The 21,561-nt window shown below is 45.5% G+C and carries 21 protein-coding genes; 15 read left to right on the top strand and 6 right to left on the bottom strand.

The genetic code is table 11. The features are described 5' to 3' along the window. Positions 1 to 245 precede the first annotated feature (245 nt). Both galE and C232_RS0114125 read left to right on the top strand, forming a co-directional pair. Positions 246 to 1,241: a UDP-glucose 4-epimerase GalE gene (gene galE / locus C232_RS0114130; protein ID WP_018664805.1), complete on the top strand. Its 996-nt coding sequence runs from the start codon at positions 246 to 248 to the stop codon at positions 1,239 to 1,241. Positions 1,242 to 1,541: 300 nt separating this feature from the next. Next, a complete protein-coding gene (locus tag C232_RS0114125; RefSeq protein WP_081622778.1) occupies positions 1,542 to 1,730 on the top strand; it encodes a cold-shock protein in 189 nt (62 codons plus the stop codon). A 74-nt stretch (positions 1,731 to 1,804) separates the two neighbouring features. Here the strand turns inward: C232_RS0114125 and C232_RS20290 are convergent, their stop codons facing one another. After that, positions 1,805 to 1,936, bottom strand: coding sequence for a DUF6254 family protein (locus tag C232_RS20290; RefSeq protein ID WP_018664803.1), 132 nt, complete (start codon positions 1,934 to 1,936; stop codon positions 1,805 to 1,807). Positions 1,937 to 1,947: 11 nt separating this feature from the next. Further along, positions 1,948 to 2,145, bottom strand: a complete 198-nt coding sequence (locus tag C232_RS0114115) for a hypothetical protein (protein ID WP_018664802.1) — start codon at positions 2,143 to 2,145, stop codon at positions 1,948 to 1,950. 117 nt (positions 2,146 to 2,262) lie between these two features. Between C232_RS0114115 and C232_RS0114110 the strand changes: the two genes are divergently transcribed. From C232_RS0114110 to metA, 4 genes are all read left to right on the top strand, one after another. Then, positions 2,263 to 3,126: a CvfB family protein gene (locus tag C232_RS0114110; protein WP_018664801.1), complete on the top strand. Its 864-nt coding sequence runs from the start codon at positions 2,263 to 2,265 to the stop codon at positions 3,124 to 3,126. A gap of 9 nt (positions 3,127 to 3,135) precedes the next feature. Further along, positions 3,136 to 3,537, top strand: a complete 402-nt coding sequence (gene gloA2, locus C232_RS0114105; RefSeq protein ID WP_026314613.1) for an SMU1112c/YaeR family gloxylase I-like metalloprotein — start codon at positions 3,136 to 3,138, stop codon at positions 3,535 to 3,537. Between the two features lie 113 nt (positions 3,538 to 3,650). Further along, complete coding sequence (manA, locus tag C232_RS0114100; protein WP_018664799.1) at positions 3,651 to 4,598, top strand: mannose-6-phosphate isomerase, class I; 948 nt, start codon at positions 3,651 to 3,653, stop codon at positions 4,596 to 4,598. Positions 4,599 to 4,918: 320 nt separating this feature from the next. After that, on the top strand, positions 4,919 to 5,824 hold the full coding sequence (gene metA, locus C232_RS0114095; RefSeq protein ID WP_018664798.1) for a homoserine O-acetyltransferase MetA: 906 nt from the start codon (positions 4,919 to 4,921) through the stop codon (positions 5,822 to 5,824). A 44-nt stretch (positions 5,825 to 5,868) separates the two neighbouring features. Here metA and C232_RS0114090 read toward each other — a convergent pair whose 3' ends face one another. After that, positions 5,869 to 7,350: an MDR family MFS transporter gene (locus C232_RS0114090; protein ID WP_018664797.1), complete on the bottom strand. Its 1,482-nt coding sequence runs from the start codon at positions 7,348 to 7,350 to the stop codon at positions 5,869 to 5,871. Positions 7,351 to 7,642: 292 nt separating this feature from the next. On the opposite strand from C232_RS0114090, the gene nagA reads away from it, so the two are divergent. The 3 genes from nagA to C232_RS0114070 are packed head-to-tail and all read left to right on the top strand — an operon-like array spanning position 7,643 to position 10,224. Next, positions 7,643 to 8,788, top strand: a complete 1,146-nt coding sequence (gene nagA / locus C232_RS0114080) for an N-acetylglucosamine-6-phosphate deacetylase (protein ID WP_018664795.1) — start codon at positions 7,643 to 7,645, stop codon at positions 8,786 to 8,788. A 3-nt stretch (positions 8,789 to 8,791) separates the two neighbouring features. Then, positions 8,792 to 9,514: a glucosamine-6-phosphate deaminase gene (gene nagB / locus C232_RS0114075; protein WP_018664794.1), complete on the top strand. Its 723-nt coding sequence runs from the start codon at positions 8,792 to 8,794 to the stop codon at positions 9,512 to 9,514. After that, entirely contained in the window at positions 9,514 to 10,224 is a 711-nt protein-coding gene (locus C232_RS0114070; RefSeq protein WP_018664793.1) for a GntR family transcriptional regulator, read from the top strand. Before nagB ends, C232_RS0114070 begins: the two co-directional genes overlap by 1 nt. A gap of 137 nt (positions 10,225 to 10,361) precedes the next feature. Here C232_RS0114070 and C232_RS0114065 read toward each other — a convergent pair whose 3' ends face one another. Then, positions 10,362 to 11,609 (bottom strand): C40 family peptidase, encoded by a 1,248-nt coding sequence (locus C232_RS0114065; protein ID WP_018664792.1) that lies wholly within the window; start codon positions 11,607 to 11,609, stop codon positions 10,362 to 10,364. A gap of 273 nt (positions 11,610 to 11,882) precedes the next feature. Then, the gene (locus C232_RS0114060) at positions 11,883 to 13,373 is read right to left on the bottom strand and encodes a methyl-accepting chemotaxis protein (RefSeq protein ID WP_018664791.1); all 1,491 of its coding nucleotides are present in this window, start codon (positions 13,371 to 13,373) and stop codon (positions 11,883 to 11,885) included. Positions 13,374 to 13,534: 161 nt separating this feature from the next. On the opposite strand from C232_RS0114060, the gene C232_RS0114055 reads away from it, so the two are divergent. Both C232_RS0114055 and C232_RS0114045 read left to right on the top strand, forming a co-directional pair. Further along, a complete protein-coding gene (locus C232_RS0114055) occupies positions 13,535 to 15,541 on the top strand; it encodes a penicillin-binding transpeptidase domain-containing protein (protein ID WP_018664790.1) in 2,007 nt (668 codons plus the stop codon). Positions 15,542 to 16,014: 473 nt separating this feature from the next. Further along, a complete protein-coding gene (locus C232_RS0114045; protein WP_018664788.1) occupies positions 16,015 to 17,052 on the top strand; it encodes a glycosyltransferase family 4 protein in 1,038 nt (345 codons plus the stop codon). A 250-nt stretch (positions 17,053 to 17,302) separates the two neighbouring features. Here the strand turns inward: C232_RS0114045 and C232_RS0114040 are convergent, their stop codons facing one another. Further along, complete coding sequence (locus C232_RS0114040) at positions 17,303 to 17,938, bottom strand: YigZ family protein (protein WP_018664787.1); 636 nt, start codon at positions 17,936 to 17,938, stop codon at positions 17,303 to 17,305. A 365-nt stretch (positions 17,939 to 18,303) separates the two neighbouring features. On the opposite strand from C232_RS0114040, the gene C232_RS0114030 reads away from it, so the two are divergent. The 4 genes from C232_RS0114030 to C232_RS20530 form a co-directional block, all read left to right on the top strand. After that, positions 18,304 to 19,440: a sensor histidine kinase gene (locus C232_RS0114030; RefSeq protein ID WP_018664785.1), complete on the top strand. Its 1,137-nt coding sequence runs from the start codon at positions 18,304 to 18,306 to the stop codon at positions 19,438 to 19,440. Positions 19,441 to 19,466: 26 nt separating this feature from the next. Continuing rightward, a complete protein-coding gene (locus C232_RS0114025; protein ID WP_018664784.1) occupies positions 19,467 to 20,147 on the top strand; it encodes a response regulator in 681 nt (226 codons plus the stop codon). A 386-nt stretch (positions 20,148 to 20,533) separates the two neighbouring features. Next, a complete protein-coding gene (locus C232_RS0114020) occupies positions 20,534 to 21,376 on the top strand; it encodes a DegV family protein (RefSeq protein WP_018664783.1) in 843 nt (280 codons plus the stop codon). Between the two features lie 88 nt (positions 21,377 to 21,464). Further along, positions 21,465 to 21,561 (top strand): MerR family transcriptional regulator (locus tag C232_RS20530; RefSeq protein WP_155891546.1); only part of this gene is annotated, 97 nt, incomplete at its 3' end.

Raw genomic sequence — 21,561 nt, 5'->3', positions numbered from 1 at the left:
GTAATTTGATTGAAAAAAAGCGAAAAATCATAGACAATAGAATAGGATAAAACAGGTAAAGCAAGTGCCAATATAGGCGCACATCAAATTGTTCGAATCGGGACAGCCAGGGCTTTCCTGCTTTTTGGAGTAAAGAAACGAGTGTTTCGCGCCCGTTAAGCAAACTGGTGTATTCGGAAAGGTCGCGGCTTTAAGGTACTTCCGCAACGAGTACGGGCGCAAACAAACATATTGGAGGAGAACCCATGAGCATTTTAGTACTAGGCGGTGCGGGTTATATCGGCTCGCACGCAGTATACCAACTGATTGACCAGAAATATGATGTGGTTGTGATCGATAATCTGCAAACAGGCCACCGCGGCGCGATCCATCCGCAGGCGAAATTTTATGAAGGCGATATCCGAGACCGTGCCTTTATGCGGGACGTGTTCGGAAAGGAAAAAATTGATGCGATTATCCATTTTGCAGCCAATTCACTTGTCGGCGAATCAATGGAAAAACCGCTGAAATACTTTGACAATAATGTCTACGGTACACAGATTGTGCTTGAAATGATGAAAGAATACCATGTGCCGCACATCGTATTTTCTTCAACCGCCGCCACATACGGGGAGCCGGAAAGCGTACCGATTACGGAAAGCATGCCGACTGCTCCGACCAATACCTATGGCGAGACGAAACTGACAATGGAAAAAATGATGAAATGGTGCGAAAAGGCATACGGTATCAAACATGTAGCACTCCGCTACTTCAATGTTGCAGGGGCAAGATCGACCGGTGAAATCGGCGAAGACCACCACCCGGAAACACATCTCATACCGGTAGTTCTGGAAACGGTACTCGGCAAACGTGAGGCAATTACCATTTTCGGTGAAGATTATGATACAAAAGACGGCACATGTGTCCGTGACTACATTCATGTGGAAGATTTGATTGCAGCCCATATTCTTGCACTCAAATATTTGCAAAACGGCGGCGCAAGCGATGTCTTTAACCTCGGCTCAAGCCAGGGATTTTCCGTTAAAGAAATTGTTGATACCGTCCGGAAAGTGACCGGCAAGGGCTTTAACGTCAAAATCGGCGACCGCCGTGCCGGAGACCCGAGCGTGCTGATTGCCTCCTCTGATAAAGCAAAACGGGTACTGGGCTGGAATCCGCAAAAAACAGACATCAACCAAATCATTAAAGATGCATGGAACTGGCACCAAAACCATCCGGCTGGCTATAACGACAAAGATTAAGTGAACGGGGGAGAATTGAATCCATCAATCTCCCTCTATTCTTTTGTACCCGGGTGAAAAACACCGCCCGGGTATAAAGCAAATGTTTATGAACTGCGAATTCAGTTTTTAACGGCATGGTTTCTGCTCGTCTTTCATTGTATAATCCGGCAGTTCGAGAACCTGCAGTACATTTGCTTCAACGATTGGTATGTTTTCCCCCACTTTTGCATAAAATAAGATATGCACAAAACGTCTCAGGGGCCGAATCCCTTTTTTGTGTTAAAGTGTGTTATACTATACATAAGAAGGGAGTCTTTTATGATGGCATATTTTAATAACCAGAAGGAGCCTGTGCCTGAAGTGGAAACGACAGTATGGGCGTGTACGAATGAGAAATGTAATGGTTTTATGCGGGAAGACTTTTCATTTGGGGAGCATCCGGAATGCCCGTTATGCCACGCCGAAATGAAAAAAGAAGTAAGAGTACTTCCGGTGATCGGTAACTGAAGAAAGGCGCGTACGTTTTTTTTTTATGTGAAGCGAACCCATCATGCGGTTCGCTTCAATTGTTTCTTCATCCTTTACTTTTTTGCTTTCCATTCTGCAAAAATTTCATCCGCAATTTCTTCCAAAGATTTTATTTTTCCATGCGGATTTTGCGACTCTTTTCTGACTTTCCACTGCCGTTCTTCTTCGTGTTTTGATTTGCTCATATGGATTCCTCCTATTTTCCATCCACAAACTTTGAGAATTTTTTCATGTCCTCGTCCATTTCCAGCGACTGCACAGCAAATGGCTTCCTTGGTTTGTTTTCGTTGAAGAGGCCGACCTGATTGCTTCCGGCGGGGTCATTGACAGGTGTTTCCGCTTCGCCATCCATATGGGGATCGTTCGGATGGGTATTTCGTTTTTGGTCAAGCATAGTATTTCCACTCCTTGATAAAAATAAAATCATGTTATCCGGCCGATCAGTGTTATAATTACCTATTATTGAGAAATGATTTAAAAAAAATGACGAAATGAAAGAAGGAATGGCTGCATGGCTTTACAGGCAGGCACGGTTGCTGAACTCCGCGTCGAACGGGAAGCACCGTTTGGATATTTTTTAACCAATGGGACGGAGGAGGTCCTCCTGCATCACCGGGAAATCACAGAAGGGTTTGATCCTGAGGGAATGCAAACCGTTTTTCTTTATCAGGACCATCAAGGGCGGCTTGCTGCGACGATGACCATCCCTGAAATCCAATTGGGTACATATGGCTGGGCGGAAGTTGCCGGAGCAGAAAGAAAACTTGGCGTCTTCGTGTCCATCGGCATCTCCAAAGATATTTTGATTTCTGTTGACGATCTGCCGGCACTTTTATCGTTATGGCCGGAAAAAGGCGATCATTTATACATTACCCTTGAATTGGATAAACATGGCCGTTTATTCGGAAAACTTGCGCCGGAAAATATTGTTAAATCCATCGCGAAAAAAGCGGCGAGAGACCTGTTGAACCAAGATGTATTGGGCTACGCCTACCGTTTGTTAAAAGCCGGCACCTTTATGTTTACGGATGGCGGGTATATCGGTTATATCCACGAATCGCAGCGCAAGAAGGAGCCGCGCCTCGGGCAAAGAGTGGAAGGCCGTGTGATTGATGTGAAAGAAAACGGGACGATTTATGTTTCCTTATTGCCGCGTGCTTATGAAGAAATCGGCCGCGATGCTGAACAAATTTTAGCATATATGGACTCGCGCGGCGGTAAAATGCCGTATTGGGATAAAAGCACACCCGAAGAAATTGAGGCGCGCTTTAACATCAGCAAGGCTGCTTTTAAGCGCGCATTGGGCCGCTTAATCAAAAACGGGGAGATTTATCAGGAAGCAGGCTGGACATACCGGAAAAACGGGGAGGATTAAAGCATGGGAATTGGATTAAAAAGGGTGCACCATATTGCCATTATTTGCTCGGATTATGAAAGGTCGAAACATTTTTACGTCAATATCCTGGGGCTTGAGCCGGTGCGGGAAGTATACCGTGCCGCCCGGGACTCGTATAAACTCGATTTGGCAGTCGCAGGCATGTACCAGATTGAATTATTTTCTTTCCCGTCACCGCCGGGGCGCCCTTCATTTCCGGAAGCGGCGGGGCTCCGGCATTTGGCTTTTGAAGTTGAAAATGTAGAAGCATCAAAAGTGTATCTGGAACAAGCGGGGATTCAGGTTGAAAACGTGCGCACGGATCCTTATACAAATAAGAAATTCACATTTTTCCAGGATCCGGACGGCCTGCCGATTGAATTATACGAAGCCGGCAGCAAGCGTGTCTGATGCCGGGGCAGCCGATGTGATATAATTAAAGCGATTCATGCTAAAATTTGGATATTCTAAAGTTATGTGCAGCAATGAACAAGAGCTCTGCGCCCTTAAGGAGGAACGATTTGATGAGTGAGCCTTTATTTCTTGAACCGGTTTTTAAAGAAAAAATTTGGGGAGGGACCGCACTGAGGGATCAGTTCGGTTACAACATTCCATCTGACCATACAGGAGAATGCTGGGCGATTTCCGGCCATCCGCACGGCCCGTCAACCGTCAAAAACGGGGAGTATGCCGGCAAAACGATCATTGAATTATGGGAACACCAGCCGGAACTGTTCGGCCATTATCCAGGTAAAGTTTTTCCGCTGTTGACGAAAATCCTGGATGCCAACCGGGATTTGTCGGTTCAGGTACACCCTGATGACGCCTATGCCCATGCCAATGAAAATGGTGAACTGGGAAAAACAGAGTGCTGGTATATTATTGATTGTAAAGAAGGCGCCGAACTGATATATGGCCACCATGCCCGATCGAAAGAAGAATTTATGGGCTGGGTTGAGGAAGGAAAATGGGACAGCCTCCTGCGTAAGGTGCCGATCCACCCGGGGGACTTTTTCTATGTGCCGAGCGGGACGATCCATGCCCTTTGCGAAGGGACATTGGTGCTTGAAACCCAGCAAAGTTCCGACACGACTTACCGCGTGTATGATTATGACCGTACCGATGACCAGGGCAATAAGCGCGAACTGCATTTGCAAAAAGCCATTGATGTGACCATGATTCCTCACCGGGATGCCGAAGTCCGCCAAGAAACGGAAGAAAAACCGGGTGTTGTGATCACGGCTTTTGCAAAAGAACAATTTTTCTCGGTATACAAATGGGATGTCAGCGGGCAGGCTGCTTTTACGCAGAATGAACCATTTCAATTGGTGAGCGTACTGAATGGCACCGGCACATTGAAAACCGGCGGGGCATCGTATCCCCTTGAAAAAGGCATGCATTTTCTCTTGCCGGCCGGCTTTGGCGAGTTTGAAATGGAAGGCCGCCTTTCCATGATTGTGTCGCATCCTTGAACTTACCCACGCTTATGAAGAGGGAGTCTTCTGCCGGGAAATGATAAACAGGACCCGTCTTGGCCTGGGCCGGGGCGGATTTTTCTGATGGCGCACGTTTAGCTCATTGCCTTTTCTCTAACGGACTTACAAGCAGTCTCCCGATTTTGCGGATCTAAATAGGTTGTACAAAAGTATGACACTTGAACCGGCATAAAACATGTCATTATAGGCCAGTAACCGGCAGAAAAAATAACAATCTATTAAGAAGATTGCAACATGCCCTCATAAACTCTTATAATAGTAGTTACGAGGATCAACTTTGTATGGGGGAGTCGCCGATGCCGATTACAATACCGAAAGATTTGCCTGCAGGGGATTTACTGAAAAAAGAAAAAATTTTTATCATGGATGAAGTGAGGGCGAGGACGCAGGATATCCGCCCATTGAATATCTTGATCTTGAATTTGATGCCGGAAAAAGAAAAAACGGAACTGCAGCTATTGCGCTTGCTGGGCAATACGCCGCTTCAGGTAAATATTACATTTTTACGAACGTCAACCTACCAATCAAAACATGTCAGCAGCTACCATCTGGAACATTTCTACACCGTTTTTGATGAAGTGAAGAACCGCCGCTTCGATGGGATGATCATCACCGGTGCGCCTGTGGAGAAAATGGCGTTTGAGGATGTAGATTATTGGGAAGAACTGACTAAAATTATGGAGTGGACAAAAACAAATGTCACCTCCACATTACATATATGCTGGGGCGCCCAGGCTGCATTGTATTACCATTTCGGGATCGGAAAGTTTGAACTTCCCGAAAAATGCTTTGGCGTGTTTCAACATCAATGTTTTGCCCCAATGACCAAACTTGTCCGCGGTTTTGACGAAATTTTTCAAGCGCCCCATTCGCGCTATACGGATGTTTCCCGGGAAGCCATTGAACATCATCCGGATTTGCAGCTGATATCCGTATCAGAGGAAGGTGCACCATTTATCATCATGTCTGAAAATGGGAAAAATATTATGATTACCGGCCATTTGGAGTACGATGCAACGACCTTGGCCGACGAATATGCCCGTGATCGAAAGAAGGGGCTCGGTACTGCCATTCCGAAAAATTATTTTCCAAATAATGATTTCAATGAACGGCCTTTGCACACATGGCGGTCACACAGCTATTTGCTCTTTTCCAACTGGCTGAACTACTATGTGTATCAGGAAACCCCGTATCAATGGTAATGGAAAGGGGGCTGTCCCATTTTAGAGACAGCCCCCTTTCTCCGTTATGAAGCCACTTTCTCTTTTTTCTGCTGCGATACTGCGAATGATAGCAGCAAACCAATCAGCGTAACGGCTGCCATCACGATAAAAATATGGTGGATGCCGGAATAAAGCACATGCCGCAGCAAGTCACGGGCCGCTGCGGAGAACGTTTGCGCGCGCTGCGGATTGATCAGCGTATTCAGCGAATTCCTTGTCAAATGCCCCGGATTGCCTTTTTCCGCAAGCAGGCGGGTAATTGTTGCATTAAAATAGATGCCGAACAATGCGGAACCAACCGACTGCCCCAGGTTTCGGAAAAAGGTGTTGGAAGCCGTCGCTGCTCCGCGCAAAGACCAATCTACTGCCGACTGCACGCAAACGAGCGCGATGGTCATGACAATGCCGAATCCGAATCCGGAAAGCGCGGCAAATGCATAAAAACTCCATTCTTTTGTACCCAAGGTAAACACACTGAGCCAGACTGTACTTGCAAAAATGCAGGCCATTCCTGATAAAAAGGCGAACTGGTTCCCGTACTTCAACTGCAGTCTGCCGCCCGCAAAGGATCCGATCATCCAAAGTACCGGCGATGGCGCCAGCATCAGCCCTGAAATCGTTGCGCCGTGCCCTTGCAGCGCCTGGATCCACATCGGAATATAAACGTTGATACCCATCAAAACAGCACTCGCCAAAAAGCTGATCAGATTGGAAACCGAGATGGCGCGGTTGCGGAACAGCGCAAGCGGAATAATCGGGTCGGGATGCCGGCTTTCAATCCACAAAAATAGAGCAATCGCAACCACACTCACTGCTAGCAAAGCGACTAAAAATGCGTTACCCCAGTCATTCGTTTCCCCGCCTTTTTGCAAAGCGTACAGAAACGCAAGCATCCCGGCGGAAAATGTAACAGCTCCCCAAACATCAATCGTCTTTTTCGTCTTTTCCACATGTTCTTTTAGAAAAACGATGACCATCAAAACGGAAATCAAGCCAAATGGCAAATTAATAAAAAAGATCCAGTGCCACGAAAGCTGATCGACAAAGAAACCGCCGACAAGCGGCCCGATAACGCCGGCAATCCCCCATGCAGCGCCCATGAATCCAAGCATTTTTGCACGTTTTTCATGCGGATAAATATCGGCGATAATGGTGTTGGTGACCGGCATGATGGCCCCTGCTCCGATGCCCTGGATGGCACGGTATGCAATCAGCTGCACCATGGAACCTGCAAGTCCGCATAATGTGGAACCCGCAAGAAAAAGAATCGTGCCGGCTGTAAAAACTTTCTTGCGGCCGTATAAATCGGCAAGTTTTCCGAATACCGGAACCGTTACGGCAGAAGTCAGCAGGTAGATGGTAAATACCCAGTTCATGACCTCAATCCCCTTTAGGTCGCTGACAATCCGCGGCATCGCGGTACTGACAATCGTCCCCTCAATGGCAGTTAAAAAGGTAGCTACAAAAAGGGCTAGTGTAACCATTCTGATATTTTTTTCACTCATAAAAATCCTCCAATAGATAAGTTCCCTATACACTTTTTCTAGTATATACCATTCAGGCATGGAAGAATAGCGGGGAGAATGAAACTGAGATCAAAAGCCCCGCGGCTTATTGTTTTCAAAGCTTTTAAAAACAACTATCCCTTTTTCCAACAGAAAAATAGTTATGATAATGGCTTCTGTATGAATAATTGTGATATTTTTTCACAAGATGAAGATTGACATAAGACGTACAATGATAGATAATTGGTATAGACAACTATATGTATATATTTTTTAAACAGAGGTGCTAAACATGGCAGCAAAAGTGTTGGTTCATGGAAATATTTACACAGGAAAAGCACATCTTCCGGATGGTTTTATCCGTTTTACAGATAAAATCAATGAAACCGGCAGGATGGAAGATTATCAACCGCGGCCGGATGAAGAAGTGATTGAAGGAAAAGGGCTGACGGTAATCCCCGGCATGATCGATGTCCATATTCATGGCGGCTATGATATAGATGCAATGGATGCCGATCCCCAGTCGCTCCGTACGCTAAGCCAAAAGCTGCTGCAAGAAGGCGTTACATCATTCTTCCCGACAACGATGACACAGGCGTATGAAAAGATTGAAGCAGCATTGCGGGCCATTCAGCAGGCGAAAGCTGGTGGCGGCACGATTATCGAAGGGATCCACCTTGAGGGGCCGTTCATTTCGAAAAAACGGGCCGGCGCCCAGCCGCTCCAGTATATTCAGGCACCGGACCCGGAATGGTTTTTAAAATGGTACGAAGCATCAGGCCATCTCATCAAGCTTGTCACGTATGCACCGGAAAACGAAGGGGCAAGGGATTTTGAGAAACTCATGATTGAACATGGCATTGTGCCATCGATGGGGCACACGGATGGGGTCCTGGCAGAATTGCTCGACAGTATGGCAACACATGCGACCCATCTTTATAACGGTATGCGCGGCATTCACCACCGCGAACCGGGTGCTGCCGGCCATGCGCTCTTGTCGCCGCAAGTACAGGTAGAATTGATCGCAGACGGCATCCATGTGCATCCGGATATGGTGAAACTGACCTACGAATTAAAGGGGCCTGAAAAAGTGACGGTGATCACTGATGCGATGCGGGCAAAAGGGCTGCCTGATGGAAAATCGGAGCTCGGCGGCCAGAAAGTGTTGGTCAAAAACGGCGAAGCCAGGCTGGAAAACGGGGCGCTTGCCGGCAGTATTTTAAAAATGGATGCGGCATTCCGCAACATTATTCAGTTTACGGGCTGCTCGGTTGCGGATGCTGTACAGATGACTTCCGTTAACCAGGCAAGGGAATTCGGGCTGTCCCAAAAGGGCGGTTTGACAGCCGGCAAAGATGCGGACTTTGTCATGCTTGATAAGGCATTGCAGGTTACCGCAACCTATCATCTTGGAAAATACTATGGAAGAGAGGGATAAGGAATGGAAATGTATACATTTAAAACACAGGATGAAGCGGCAAAATTTGCTTATCAAATGGTGGAAACAGGCGTGAAGGAAGGACAGATTCGCACGCTTGGCCTTGCGACGGGGGGAACGCCTTTAAGCTTATATAAATGCATGAGAGAATCAGGATTGGATGTATCAAATGTGTCCACGGTGAATTTGGATGAATATGTCGGCCTCCGCGACGAGGATGAGCACAGCTACCATTATTATATGCAAAAAGAGCTGTTTTCCCATCTGAATTTTAAAGTTTCCTATTTGCCGGATGGAATGGCTGCCGATTTAGATGCGGAATGCAGGCGTTATGACCGGATTCTTGAGGAGAACCCGGTTGATCTGCAGGTGCTTGGGATCGGAAAGAACGGCCATATTGGATTTAATGAACCGGGCACTTCCTTCCAGTCGGAAACGCATATTGTCACCCTTACAGCATCAACACGGAAGGCAAACATGCGTTTCTTTGAACGGGAAGAAGATGTACCGGAACAAGCAATTTCCATGGGGATCCTTTCAATTATGAATGCGAAAAAAATCATGCTGCTGGTGTTTGGAAAAGGAAAAGCCGAGGCATTAAGGAAGATGGCAAAAGGGCCGGTGGATGAAGCATGCCCGGCATCTGTTTTGCAAAATCATCCGAATGTCGTGGTAATTGCGGATGAGGATGCGGCATCATTATTAAAAGATCAGGGGCAGAAGTAATGATCGACAAACAATCCCCGATTCCGATTTATTTTCAAATCCAGGAACATATCCGGCAAAAAGTGGCACACGGCGAATGGAAAACGGGGAAAGCGATCCCCTCAGAGCGCCTGTTGAGCGAAGAATTTGAAGTCAGCAGAATGACCGTGCGCCAGGCTGTCCAGGGGCTGGTGGAGGAAGGGCTGTTGACGCGCAAACGCGGGAGCGGCACTTTTGTTAGTAAACATAAAGTGGAACAGTCGCTGGAAGGGCGGACAAGCTTTACGCAGTTGATGGCTGCGCGCGGCATGAAGGCTTCCAATAAAGTGATCTCTTTTAAGCAGCGGGAGGCAACAGCAGCAGAAATGGATGCCCTGCACCTTGAAAAGCAGACGCAAATGCTGCATATTGAAAGGATTCGTTACGGCGATGAGATTCCGATTGCATTTGAATCAATCGCCACCCCGGCGGCCATTGCTGGCGGCATCACACCGGAAGAATTGAACCAGTCCTTTTACCAGTTTTTGGAGCAAAAGAAAGGCCTGCGCCTTGGAGACGGGAGACAGTCTATTGAAGCGGTTGCGGCCCCCGTTCCGCTGGCAAAGCTTTTGCAAATCGAGACGGGTTCGCCGGTACTTTCGATTGAACGCATCACAACGCTGGCTGATGGAACACCATTTGAGTATGTCAAAGCACAATATGCAGGAAGCCGCTTTAAATTTTATCTATAAGGTTGAGAAAACAGGCGGGCGGAATTTTTGTTAGGTTTGAACTAACTCCACCCGGCTGGAAATTTCCCGGCTTTTCATCATGCTGAATATGAAAAAAATACCGGTTTGTTCTTTTTGTAGAACAAACCGGCATTTTTTTAGTTCAATTCATAGAATCGTTTGTAGCCATCAAGATGCGATTTCCAGTAAGAATTGCTGAGACTTTCAATCTTAACACCGTCTTCTTCATTTTCGGCTGAAATAAATTGGCCGCCGCCCAGGTAAATGCCTACGTGGGTAATCGCTGAGCTTGAGCTATATGTATGATCGAAAAATACAAGATCCCCTGGCCGGGGGCTGGATACATAATAGGCCCTGTTATAATAGCCGGCAGCTGTTAAACGGGAAGTGTGATAGCCTGCTTGATTGTATACATAATAGATAAAACCGCTGCAGTCAAAACCTGAAGGAGTTGAGCCGCCCCAAACATATTTTGTACCAGCCAAACTTCTGGCAATGCTGACCAGTTTTGAAGCAGAATAGGAACTGCTTGAAGATGAAGTGCTTGTTTTGGAACCGGCGGAACTTGCCGAATTTGCCGAACTTGCGGTTGCCGATACTTTTAACTTTTGCCCGACATAAATCCGGTCGGAAGATAAGTGGTTCAATGACTTGAGTTTCGCAACGGTTGTACCGTGCGTAGCGCTGATGCCGGAAAGGGTATCTCCGCTTTGCACCGTATAGGTTGAAGTCGAACCGGAACTGCCGGATGAAGCACTCGATTTTGAAACCGTGGATGAACTGCTGCTTCCGGTTACTTTTAATTTTTGTCCTGCGAAAATCAGGTCAGATGATAGACCGTTCAACGATTTCAGTTTGGCTACCGTTGTGTTGTATTTTACACTGATGCCGGAAAGCGTGTCCCCGCTTTTTACCATATAGGTTGCAGTCGAACCGGCACTACCGGATGACGTGCGCGGTACCGAAGCAGTAGAACTGCTGCCTGCTGGTACTTTTAATGTTTTCCCGGCATAAATCCGGTCAGATGACAGACCGTTCAGCGATTTCAGTTTGGCCACGGTTGTGCTGTATGTTTTGGCAATTCCGCTTAACGTATCACCGGATTTGATCGCGTACGTTGATGTTGCGGAAGAGGATGAAGCCGTTGCAGCCTCCACAGCAGAACCGGAAGAGCCTGAGACTTTTAAAACCTGGTTCGGCCTGATCAAATCGGATGATAAATGGTTTAAAGATTTCAAATTGCCGACAGATGTATGGTACTTCTGTGAAATTTTCCAAAGCGAGTCACCCCTTTGGACATTGTATGTCCGGGCAAACGCCTGGGAAGTAAATGTTGTGGTGAGAAGGGTTGTTGCAGCAACAGACAAGATTGTTTTCTTTTTCACACTCTTATGGCCTCCATTATTGAATTTTCTCTTTAAATATCATTCTAGCAAAATTTTTCCATTATGGCAGGCTTTTTTGGCAATTGAAAGGTAAAATAATCCTCCATTGTGAATAGAAGTGTTACCATTGCCCTAAAATATGGGATTTAATGGAAAAAATGATCGTTAAAATCACCATTCTGATTCGCTAATACCATCGCGGAACCGGCTGCCTGCCGCAGTCATTGTTTCAGCCAATATAGCAAAGAGAGGCTGCTGCACCTCTCTTTCATTTCATTTATGTATTTCATTCAGCTCGGCCGTTTTCTTGCGGAATTGTTCAGCATGATTCGTCGTTTCATCCAGCGTGCCGGCAATTTTTTGATGGTCAGATGTTAAACTTTCTATAGTTGCGGACATTTCTTCAAGGCTGGCAGATGTTTCCTGAATGATCGCGGCCAGTTCACTTGAAGCACCTTCAACTTCATGGGTTTGCTCTGTTACCTTTTTAGAAAGGAGGCCGAATTCTTTGAACTTATCTACCTGGCCAGTCAAAGTTTTTAAGAGTTTTCTGAAATAAGCTGTGACATTTTGGCTCGATTCCGCCGTTGTCAAAATTTGTGTGCTGCTTAGTTGCAGTTTGTCACGGGCAGCCGTATTGCTTTGATTCAGATCCGCCAAATTGCGGTTGATTTTTTCTGTTGTTTCATGTGTGGTTTCGGCCAGCCTGCGGATCTCATCGGCAACAATCGAGAACCCGCGCCCGGCCTCCCCTGCCCGAGCTGCTTCAATGGAGGCGTTCAAGGCCAGCAAATTGGTCTGTTCGGTAATTTGCTTGATGCTGTCAGTAAATGTATTGGTTTCTTCTACTTTTTGCGTTAAAATGGTGAAAGTATTATTCAATTCCATAATGGTATCCACCACATCACTGATTTCAAGTGTCAGGTTATCAACCGATTTTTCCCCGGACTTCGCGGCGTCCGCAGCTTCCTGTGATTCTTTTGTCAACTCATCGGACATTTGGGTGAGAAGTTCCATCGATTGCAAAGTATTTGCGGCGTTCCCGGCAATTTGTGTAATTTGTTCACTTTGCGAAATGCTGCCCTTTGAAATTTCATTAACAGCCGTTTTCATTTCATTTTCCGACTGCAAATTCGTCTGGATATGATCATTTACAGCGGAAACCTTATCTATAATCCCGGACATTTCCTGCTGGTAACGGGCACTTTGATCTTTCATCGTTTCAATCGTCTTTTCAATGGATAATAGAAAAGAAGACATTAAGTTTTTGTGCAAGTAAATCATGGCGTATAATAAAACAGCGGTTAAAAGATATAATAACAGTGTTGCCGGAAACAGGCTGTGCATGACAGCAGCATCTGATGATGGCATGAAATAACTGATCACCAGCTCTGCAAGGCCGAAAACCGCTCCAGTGAGGAAGAGGACTCTTTCAAACTGCATTGTCGTATAGGTCATGAAAAAGAATAAAATCAGCATGAAGGATACGCTGTTCTTCAGGAAAAGTACTTCATATAACCCGAAGAGATAGATCATGATGACGCTAACATAAGAAAACAGCCGGAACCGGTCCGCATGCTTTCGAACGGCCAGATAGAGTACAATCAGGATAATGGATTCTATCCCATACGATATCGCTACCCCGTTCGTTCGCCGGAAGATGGATTCAGCCAGAGCGGCCAGCAGGGAAATCAGTAAGATCGAGAACATCAATAGATTCTTTTTCCTTGCATTGTCTAATTTTAATTGTGTGATGATATCCACATCTGTAACCCCCAAAAAATGACTTTTATACTACATAATGTAACATAAAATGAGCCGGACTTCTTTTCTTTTTTCGAAAAAGTAGGAGATCTGTCGCATTTTGCGGAAAGTCTTCTGGAAATAGATATTGTATAATTAACAAAGTTAAGGAGGGAGTTTTCATGAAAAAAGTAATGCTTTTTGCATCTTTGCTGCTTGTATTTGCAGTGATCGCCGGTTGTGAAAAAAAGCCGACGCCGAATGAACGGATGTCAGCGTATGTCAAGCTGTGGAAACAGGGGGATTTTGCAAAAATGTATCAAAACTATGTTTCCACAGCGGCAAAGAAACAATATTCATCCGAAGATTACACAACCCGTTATAAGAAAGTGTACGGGGATTTAAATATCTCAAATGTTAAAGTTTCTTATCCCGCCCTGGAAAAAGACGACTACAAAAACAAAGATCAGGTGACGATCCCTGTCCATATTTCTTTCCAAACCGCAGCCGGGAATGTTTCATATAAAGACAAGGCTGTGCTCGTAAAAGAAAAAAGAGATAAAAAGGAAAACTGGTATGTCAATTGGAAGCCAAGCCTGATTTTACCGGGCTTGAAGAAAGGCGACACCATTAAATTATCCGAAGAAAATCCGGTGCGCGGCGAAATCCTTGACCGCAGCGGAAAAGGCCTGGCCGTAAATGGCGAGGCGTACGAAATCGGAATCATACCGGAGCAAATGTCCGGCGATAAAACAGCAGAGATCAAGCAGATTGCCAAGCTATTAGGCATCTCTGCCGATGAAGTTACACAAAAATTAAATGCATCATGGGTGCAGCCGAATTTGTTTGTCCCGATACAAAAAGTTTCCTCAAAAGACCGGGCATTGGCCAAAAAAGTAACAGCCCTTCCCGGCGTTTCTTCGCAAACCACGACAGTACGCGTCTATCCATACGGGGAAGCGGCTGCCCATTTAACCGGTTATACCGGGGCGATAACAAGCGAAGAACTGAAGCAGTTAAAAAATAAAGGTTATACGGCCGGCAGTGTGATCGGAAAACGCGGGCTTGAACAGCTCTATGATGAACAGCTGCGCGGTGAAGCCGGCGGTAAAATATATATTCAAAAACAGGACGGCAGCACATCCACCGTGGCTGAAAAAAAGGTCAAAAACGGCAAAACCATAAAGGTTGCGATTGATGCCGGCCTGCAGAAGAAAATATACAACCAGATGAAAGGGGAGGCCGGAACCGCTTCTGCGATCAATCCAAAAACCGGTGATGTACTCGCATTGGTAAGTTCGCCTTCGTTTGATCCTAATGATTTCATTCTGGGCCTGTCTGCGGACGCTTACCAAAAACTTGAAAAAGCCGCCAATCAGCCGCTCTTAAACCGGTTCGCGCTAACCTATGCACCGGGTTCCACCATTAAACCGGTGACAGGAGCAATTGCACTGGATACCGGGACAACGACAACAAGCGCAACCAAAACGATAACGGGCACTGCCTGGCAGAAAGATGCAAGCTGGGGCAGTTATAAAATTACCCGCGTCCATGCCAACAACAGCCCGGAAAATATGGAAAAGGCGCTCGTGTTATCAGATAATATATTCTTTGCACAAACAGCGCTTGATATTGGAAAGGAAAAGTTTGCGAAAGGATTGGAAAGTTTCGGCTTTGGTGAAAAAATTCCTTTTGACTATCCAATTAAATCGTCACAAATTTCTTCTAACGGCAAATTTGCAAGTGAGGTTCAGTTGGCAGATACCGGTTACGGCCAGGGCCAGATGCAAATGAACATTCTCCACTTGGCGTTCTCTTTCACGCCGTTTTTAAATCAGGGAAATGAGTTGAAGCCAAAGCTGCTTGCCGATGATCAAACAGAAATATGGAAGAAAAACGTGATCAAAAGGACAACCGCCGATTCAATCGCCACCATGATGCGAAAGGTGGTTACGGACCCGTCCGGAACTGCCCATGCAGCTGATATTTCCGGTGCAGCGCTTGCCGGGAAAACCGGAACAGCCGAGCTGAAAAAAAGTAAAACCGATACGAAGGGGAAAGAAAACGGCTTGTTTGTTGCATATGATACAAACCAGCAGGATGTGCTCGTTGCGATGCTGGTCGAAGATGTGAAGGGCCGCGGCGGCAGCGGGATTGCCGTAAAAAAAGTTTCCGCTTTATTCCGTTAAAAGGGTTGTCCCCGTTAAAAAAGCGGGGCAGCTTTTTTTGAAAAATAGTTACGGCCATGTCAAAAAAGGCCGATACGTGTAAAAATATCGGGGTTTTTCAACAATCGTTCAGGTTTGATGCGGATTATAAAACTCAGCATAAAAACGGATGCTTTTTCCCGGCATCCGTTTTTTTATGGGACATCGGCGATCCAATGATTTTGAACAAATCTAGCACCATGTTCTATGAAAAGCGAAAAAAAACGTGAAAAATAGTAGATTAGGCAAAATGTTAGTGGATAAAATGTCGGATAGCAATTATAATAGTAACAGTGAAATTAAAGTAAAGATTATGTTAAGATTTATTTAATAAAAACAGGGTACATTTATTCGTGGAAGAAAGTGAAACAGTTATCATGGACATTGCTTGAATAGCGGCTTCACGATATTTTTCATCCTTACTGGTTATGATAATTACCAAAGGGGGTAGACCTTTGACAGTCCTTACCTTGTTTATCTGCTTTCTGCTAACGCTTATAACAACGCCGCTAATTAAAAAACTGGCGATCCGGATTGGTGCGGTCGACATGCCGAACCAGAGAAAAGTCCATTTGAAAGTCATGCCCCGTTTAGGCGGGCTTGCGATATATATTAGCTTTATTGTCGGGGTAATGATTATCCGGCCGGACAATCCACACTCCCTTCCAATTCTATTGGGCAGCTTGATTATCGTGATCACGGGGATTATTGATGACATTAAAGAACTGACCCCCCGCATGAAATTGCTCGGACAACTCGCTGCTGCCGTTGTTGTAGTGATGAGCGGCATTCATGTTGAATTCATCAATCTTCCGTTCGGCGGCCAGCTGCAATTCGGGATATTCAGCATTCCGCTTACCATTCTGTGGATCGTTGGCGTTACGAATGCCATTAATTTAATTGACGGCCTTGATGGATTGGCTGCAGGCGTTTCGTCCATTGCGCTCCTGACGATTTCCGGCATGGCGATCATTATGGGCGATGTATACGTAACAGTGCTTGGCTTCATTTTAATGGTTAGTACATTAGCTTTCTTGTTTTATAATTTTTATCCGGCAAAGATCTTTATGGGCGATACCGGGGCTCTGTTTCTTGGCTATATGATTTCTGTGTTATCACTGCTTGGTTTTAAAAATATTACATTTATTTCCTTAATTATCCCTGTCATTATTCTTGGCGTGCCGATTTCCGATACGTTTTTCGCGATTATCCGCCGCCTTGTTAACAAACGGCCTTTGTCGGCGCCGGACCGTTCGCACCTGCATCACTGCCTGCTGCGCCTCGGTTTCTCGCATCGCCAAGTCGTACTGATCATTTATGCGATTGCAGCGATGTTTAGTCTGGCTGCGTTCATTTTCTCGATGGCAACCTTATGGGGATCACTCATTTTTATCGGTGTCATCTTAATTACGATCGAGTTGTTTGTTGAAAGCATTGGACTTATTGGCAAGGATTACAAGCCATTGTTAAATTTTATAAAAAACAGATCGTAAAAAAAGCCCGGCAGCAAACGGGATACCGAGTGCTGCCGGGATTTTTCGCTAGATGCGGGGGAATCGCGGCCACTGAAGGCCACTTTCGCTACCGGCCTGGCCGACATCTATCCAGCCAAATCTACAGGTTAACAAGCGAAAATCAATATTTATCTTGGACAATCCCGGAATGATCCTGTTCATATGCGCTGTTTATCAGTGAAGCCCAACTATCCGGACAACATCTTGATCGTTCAACATAAACAGGTTTTCATTCGACTTGTGTTTCAAGATAAAGGGATTCGCCTTCCGATATTTCGGCCTGTCCGTTCGTGAGGTTGGCCATCCATGTTTGGAAGGCTGCTTTTTCATCTTCCACAACATATGTAACCATTTCCACCTGTTCAAGATAAAGAATTTCCTTCAGCTGGTAAGGCGAATGGTGCAATGCATTTTCCACTTTTCCGAGCCATGAATAATCCAATTTTGTATGGAAAGTGGTGACCAGCGTTCTTTTCACAACACCGGCTGCCTTGATTCCTTCTGCAGCGGATTTGCTGTAGGCACGGATGAGCCCGCCTGCCCCCAGCTTAATGCCGCCAAAGTAGCGGGTGACAACGATCACTGTATCTTTCAGTCCCTTTTTCTTCAAAACTTCCAGAATCGGAACACCTGCTGTTCCTGCCGGCTCCCCGTCGTCACTAGTCTTTTGGGTGAGGTCTTGCTCGCCGATCATATAGGCAGAACAATTGTGGTTTGCATTCCAGTGTTCTTTTTTTACCGATTGGATGAATGAAATTGCCTCTTCCTCTGTTTCGGCTCTTTTTACATGGGCGATAAATCTGGATTTTTGAATGACAATTTCATGCGTCCCTTCGCCCTTCATGGTCAAATATTCTTTTAACATGGCTGCCTCCTGTCATACCTCTGATTCCTGTATTTCCCCCATTATATCATGCGTAAAAAACAGTGTTCTCACTTTTTCACAGGCCTGGTCGCTTATTCCGTGCGATGGAGGCTGTCTTTTCCTGTTTCTTCCCGGACATCCTTTTCCAGCGCGATAACTTGGGAAAATAGTACCATTATCAAGCCTGGAATCATTTTAAATATAGTATAATGCCCGTTTTCGCGGTACAATAGGGTTAAAGTGTGTCTGTAAGATGAAATGCGTAAATATTTGCCCATGATGAAACCAGCTCCATTTTACATGCATCATCCGAAACGGTTACGACGCTTTATTTTTACATTTGCACGATTTTTGGGGGAAATAGCATGACATTAAAGACATTCGATTCCAAAGCACTGGACACCATTCTCGAAAAAATGATTTCCGCAGTAGAAGAAAGCAAGCATGAAATCTTTGAAATTGGCGAACAGTGCCGGCAGGATTATGAATCACTTGTAAAAGAACTGGAAGAAATTAAAACAACGGTTTCTGTTGTTATCGACCAAACAGACGAACTGGAAACCAAATCGCGTTTTGCAAGAAGGCGGCTCGCTGAAGTCAGCCGGCATTTCCATGATTTTTCCGAACAGCAGGTAAAAGAAGCTTATGAACAGGCACATATGATCCAAACGCAGCTGTCCATGAACCGGCAGCGTGAAATCCAGTTGCGTAACCGGCGGAACGAATTGAAACGCCGGTTGTACGCGTTGAAAAATACCATTGAACGTGCCAACCATCTTGTTTCGCAAACGACTGTCGTGCTGAACTATTTGACGAGCGATTTGCGCGACATCAGCGAAGCAATGGAAGATGCCAGACATAAGCAGGAATTCGGTCTCCGGGTCATTGAAGCACAGGAAGAAGAGCGGAAGCGTATTTCCCGGGAGATTCATGACGGCCCGGCGCAACTGCTTGCCAATATGCTGCTTCGCTCTGACCTGGTAGAAAAGGTCTACCGTGAACGCGGCGTTGATGAAGCCCTTATCGAGATTCGAAGTTTAAAAGAATTGGTGCGCGATTCTCTAAAAGAAGTCCGGCGCATCATTTATGACTTACGGCCCATGGCTTTGGACGATCTCGGGTTAATTCCGACCCTCAAAAAATACTTGTCTACCACCGAAAACTATAATCAGAATGTCATGATTTCATATACACATCTGGGTGAAGAAAAAAGGCTGCCCACCAATTATGAAATTGCGCTGTTCAGACTGGTCCAGGAATCGCTTCAAAATGCCCTCAAACATGCGAAAGCAACCAAAATTATTGTAAAAACGGAACTGCGAAAAAATGCTTTTATCGCCATTGTGAAAGATAACGGTGTCGGTTTTGATGTAAACGAGGTAAAAGAAGGTTCTTTCGGCATTGTTGGCATGAGAGAACGGGTCAGTCTTTTAAATGGGGAAATTACGTTCCATTCAAAAATGGGGGCAGGCACATTAGTGGTCATTCAAATCCCATTTTAAAGAGATAAAGGAGGAGGCGAGCGAGTATGAAGACAAAGATCGCAATTATTGATGACCATCAATTATTTCGAGAGGGTGTCAAACGCATACTGGAATTTGAAAAAAATTTTGAAGTGGTCGCCGAGGGAGAAAATGGCGGCGAGGCACTGGATATTATCGCTGAATACCATCCGGATGTTGTACTGATGGATATCAATATGCCGTATCAAAACGGGATAATGGCGACAAGAAAGCTGGTGAAAGCCTATCCCGACACAAAAGTAATCATCCTCTCGATCCACGATGATGAAAGCTATGTATCACATGCCTTGAAATCAGGCGCCACCGGATACCTGCTGAAAGAAATGGATTCCGATGCCCTGATTGAGGCAGTGAAAGTGGTGGCGGACGGCGGATCCTATCTCCACCCGAAAATCACACATAATTTGGTAGAAGAATTCCGTAAACTGTCCAACCGCTATACTTCAGGCGGGGCGTACCGGCAGTCTGAACTGGTCAGGCCGCTTCACATCCTGACGCCGCGCGAATGTGAAGTACTTCAGCTGCTGGCGGATGGAAAAAGCAACCGGGCAATTGGAGATTCCCTTTACATAAGCGAAAAAACAGTCAAAAATCATGTCAGCAGTATCCTGCAGAAAATGAAAGTCAATGATCGGACACAGGCTGTTGTGACCGCCATAAAAAACGGATGGGTTGAAGTCCGCTAAGAAAAACCTTGGAGATCCCGACACGGTTTCCAAGGTTTTCAATTCGAATCGGCCATCTTTTTTTCAAAAATGGGTATTCCTGATTGAAAGCGGCCTTGCGTTTCTATAAAATGGTTGGTAACCGGATACAGGAGAAATGATCCAGCACCAGTCTCCATACAGAAAGGAAAGCGGGAGCTGGAAACCCGCCTCCGCCAAGGTATGGAAGACGCGGCCGGCTTTTTTTACTATATAAAGTGAACTTATGTTTTTACATCAATCAATTTGCATGATTATTACTTTTTCAGCAGGCAACAGAGTAGCAGTGTTTCGTCCATTTTATATAAAATGGACAGTATGATTGGCGAAAAAATAGAGAAGAAAGAAAATGGAAGGGAGAGGGGAAAATGCGAACGGCGATTGTAACTGACAGTACGGCCTATATTCCAAAAGAAATCCGCAAACAGCTGCACATCCACATGATCCCTTTAAATGTTATCATAAACGGAAAATCTTACCGGGAAGAGATTGATATGACGGCGCAGGAATTTTTTGAGCAAATGCGCAACCTGAAGCAATTGCCAACATCTTCCCAGCCGGCAATCGGAGAATTTGTCCAGCTTTTCGAAGAACTGGCGAAAGATTACGATGCGATCATCAGCATCCATTTGTCGAAAAAAATCAGCGGCACGTACCAGGGGGCGGTAACAGCCGGCGAAATGGCAGACGGCGTAAAAGTATATCCGTTCAATTCCGGCTGGAGCTGTATGGCACAGGGCTTTTATGCGATCGATGCGGCGAAAATGGCGCTTGAAGGCAAAGACCCGGAAAAAATACTTGCACGGTTGGAAGAATTAAAAGCTTCGACACAAGCCTATTTCATGGTCGATGATTTATCGCATCTTCAGCGCGGCGGACGTTTGACGGGTTCACAAGCGGTCATCGGCAGCCTGTTGAAAATCAAACCGCTGCTTACTTTTGTCGATGATGAAATTGTCCTGTTTGAAAAAATCCGCACCCAGAAAAAAGCGTTAAACCGTATTTTTGAAATCCTCGGCGAAGATGTTGCCAAAGGGCGGCCGTTGAAGTCATCGATTATCCATGCCAACCGTGAAGAACAGGCACTTGAAATCAAGGATGAACTGGAAAAAAGATACCCGCAAGTAGACTTTTCGATCAGTTATTTCGGCCCGGTGATTGCCACCCATTTAGGGGAAGGCGCAATCGGGATCACCTGGATGCTGAAGTAAGACAAGCACTTGAAGAAGGGTAAACAGCAGTTTTCAATATTATATACACAGGTAGACAAGCACATACTTTTTGGTATATAATTCTTCTATGGAAAAACTATACAGAATGAATGAAGCCGCAGCAATATTAGGTGTAACCGTAAAAACACTTCAAAGATGGGACAAAGACAATAAAGTAACGTTTA

This window comes from Heyndrickxia acidiproducens DSM 23148, from assembly GCF_000374345.1.
Taxonomy (GTDB): domain Bacteria; phylum Bacillota; class Bacilli; order Bacillales; family Bacillaceae_C; genus Weizmannia; species Weizmannia acidiproducens.
This window is presented reverse-complemented; position numbering and strand designations above follow the sequence as displayed.

What these genes read in the sequence shown, in the direction of transcription:
- C232_RS20290 (WP_018664803.1), bottom strand. Translation starts at nt 1,936, where the DNA reads ATGAGCAAATCAAAACACGAAGAAGAACGGCAGTGGAAAGTCAGAAAA.
- C232_RS0114070 (WP_018664793.1), top strand. Translation starts at nt 9,514, where the DNA reads ATGATCGACAAACAATCCCCGATTCCGATTTATTTTCAAATCCAGGAA.
- C232_RS0114040 (WP_018664787.1), bottom strand. Translation starts at nt 17,938, where the DNA reads ATGTTAAAAGAATATTTGACCATGAAGGGCGAAGGGACGCATGAAATT.
- C232_RS0114090 (WP_018664797.1), bottom strand. Translation starts at nt 7,350, where the DNA reads ATGAGTGAAAAAAATATCAGAATGGTTACACTAGCCCTTTTTGTAGCT.
- C232_RS0114020 (WP_018664783.1), top strand. Translation starts at nt 20,534, where the DNA reads ATGCGAACGGCGATTGTAACTGACAGTACGGCCTATATTCCAAAAGAA.
- C232_RS0114025 (WP_018664784.1), top strand. Translation starts at nt 19,467, where the DNA reads ATGAAGACAAAGATCGCAATTATTGATGACCATCAATTATTTCGAGAG.
- C232_RS0114030 (WP_018664785.1), top strand. Translation starts at nt 18,304, where the DNA reads ATGACATTAAAGACATTCGATTCCAAAGCACTGGACACCATTCTCGAA.
- C232_RS0114125 (WP_081622778.1), top strand. Translation starts at nt 1,542, where the DNA reads ATGATGGCATATTTTAATAACCAGAAGGAGCCTGTGCCTGAAGTGGAA.
- nagB (WP_018664794.1), top strand. Translation starts at nt 8,792, where the DNA reads ATGGAAATGTATACATTTAAAACACAGGATGAAGCGGCAAAATTTGCT.
- galE (WP_018664805.1), top strand. Translation starts at nt 246, where the DNA reads ATGAGCATTTTAGTACTAGGCGGTGCGGGTTATATCGGCTCGCACGCA.
- metA (WP_018664798.1), top strand. Translation starts at nt 4,919, where the DNA reads ATGCCGATTACAATACCGAAAGATTTGCCTGCAGGGGATTTACTGAAA.
- C232_RS0114115 (WP_018664802.1), bottom strand. Translation starts at nt 2,145, where the DNA reads ATGCTTGACCAAAAACGAAATACCCATCCGAACGATCCCCATATGGAT.
- C232_RS0114110 (WP_018664801.1), top strand. Translation starts at nt 2,263, where the DNA reads ATGGCTTTACAGGCAGGCACGGTTGCTGAACTCCGCGTCGAACGGGAA.
- C232_RS0114055 (WP_018664790.1), top strand. Translation starts at nt 13,535, where the DNA reads ATGAAAAAAGTAATGCTTTTTGCATCTTTGCTGCTTGTATTTGCAGTG.
- nagA (WP_018664795.1), top strand. Translation starts at nt 7,643, where the DNA reads ATGGCAGCAAAAGTGTTGGTTCATGGAAATATTTACACAGGAAAAGCA.
- manA (WP_018664799.1), top strand. Translation starts at nt 3,651, where the DNA reads ATGAGTGAGCCTTTATTTCTTGAACCGGTTTTTAAAGAAAAAATTTGG.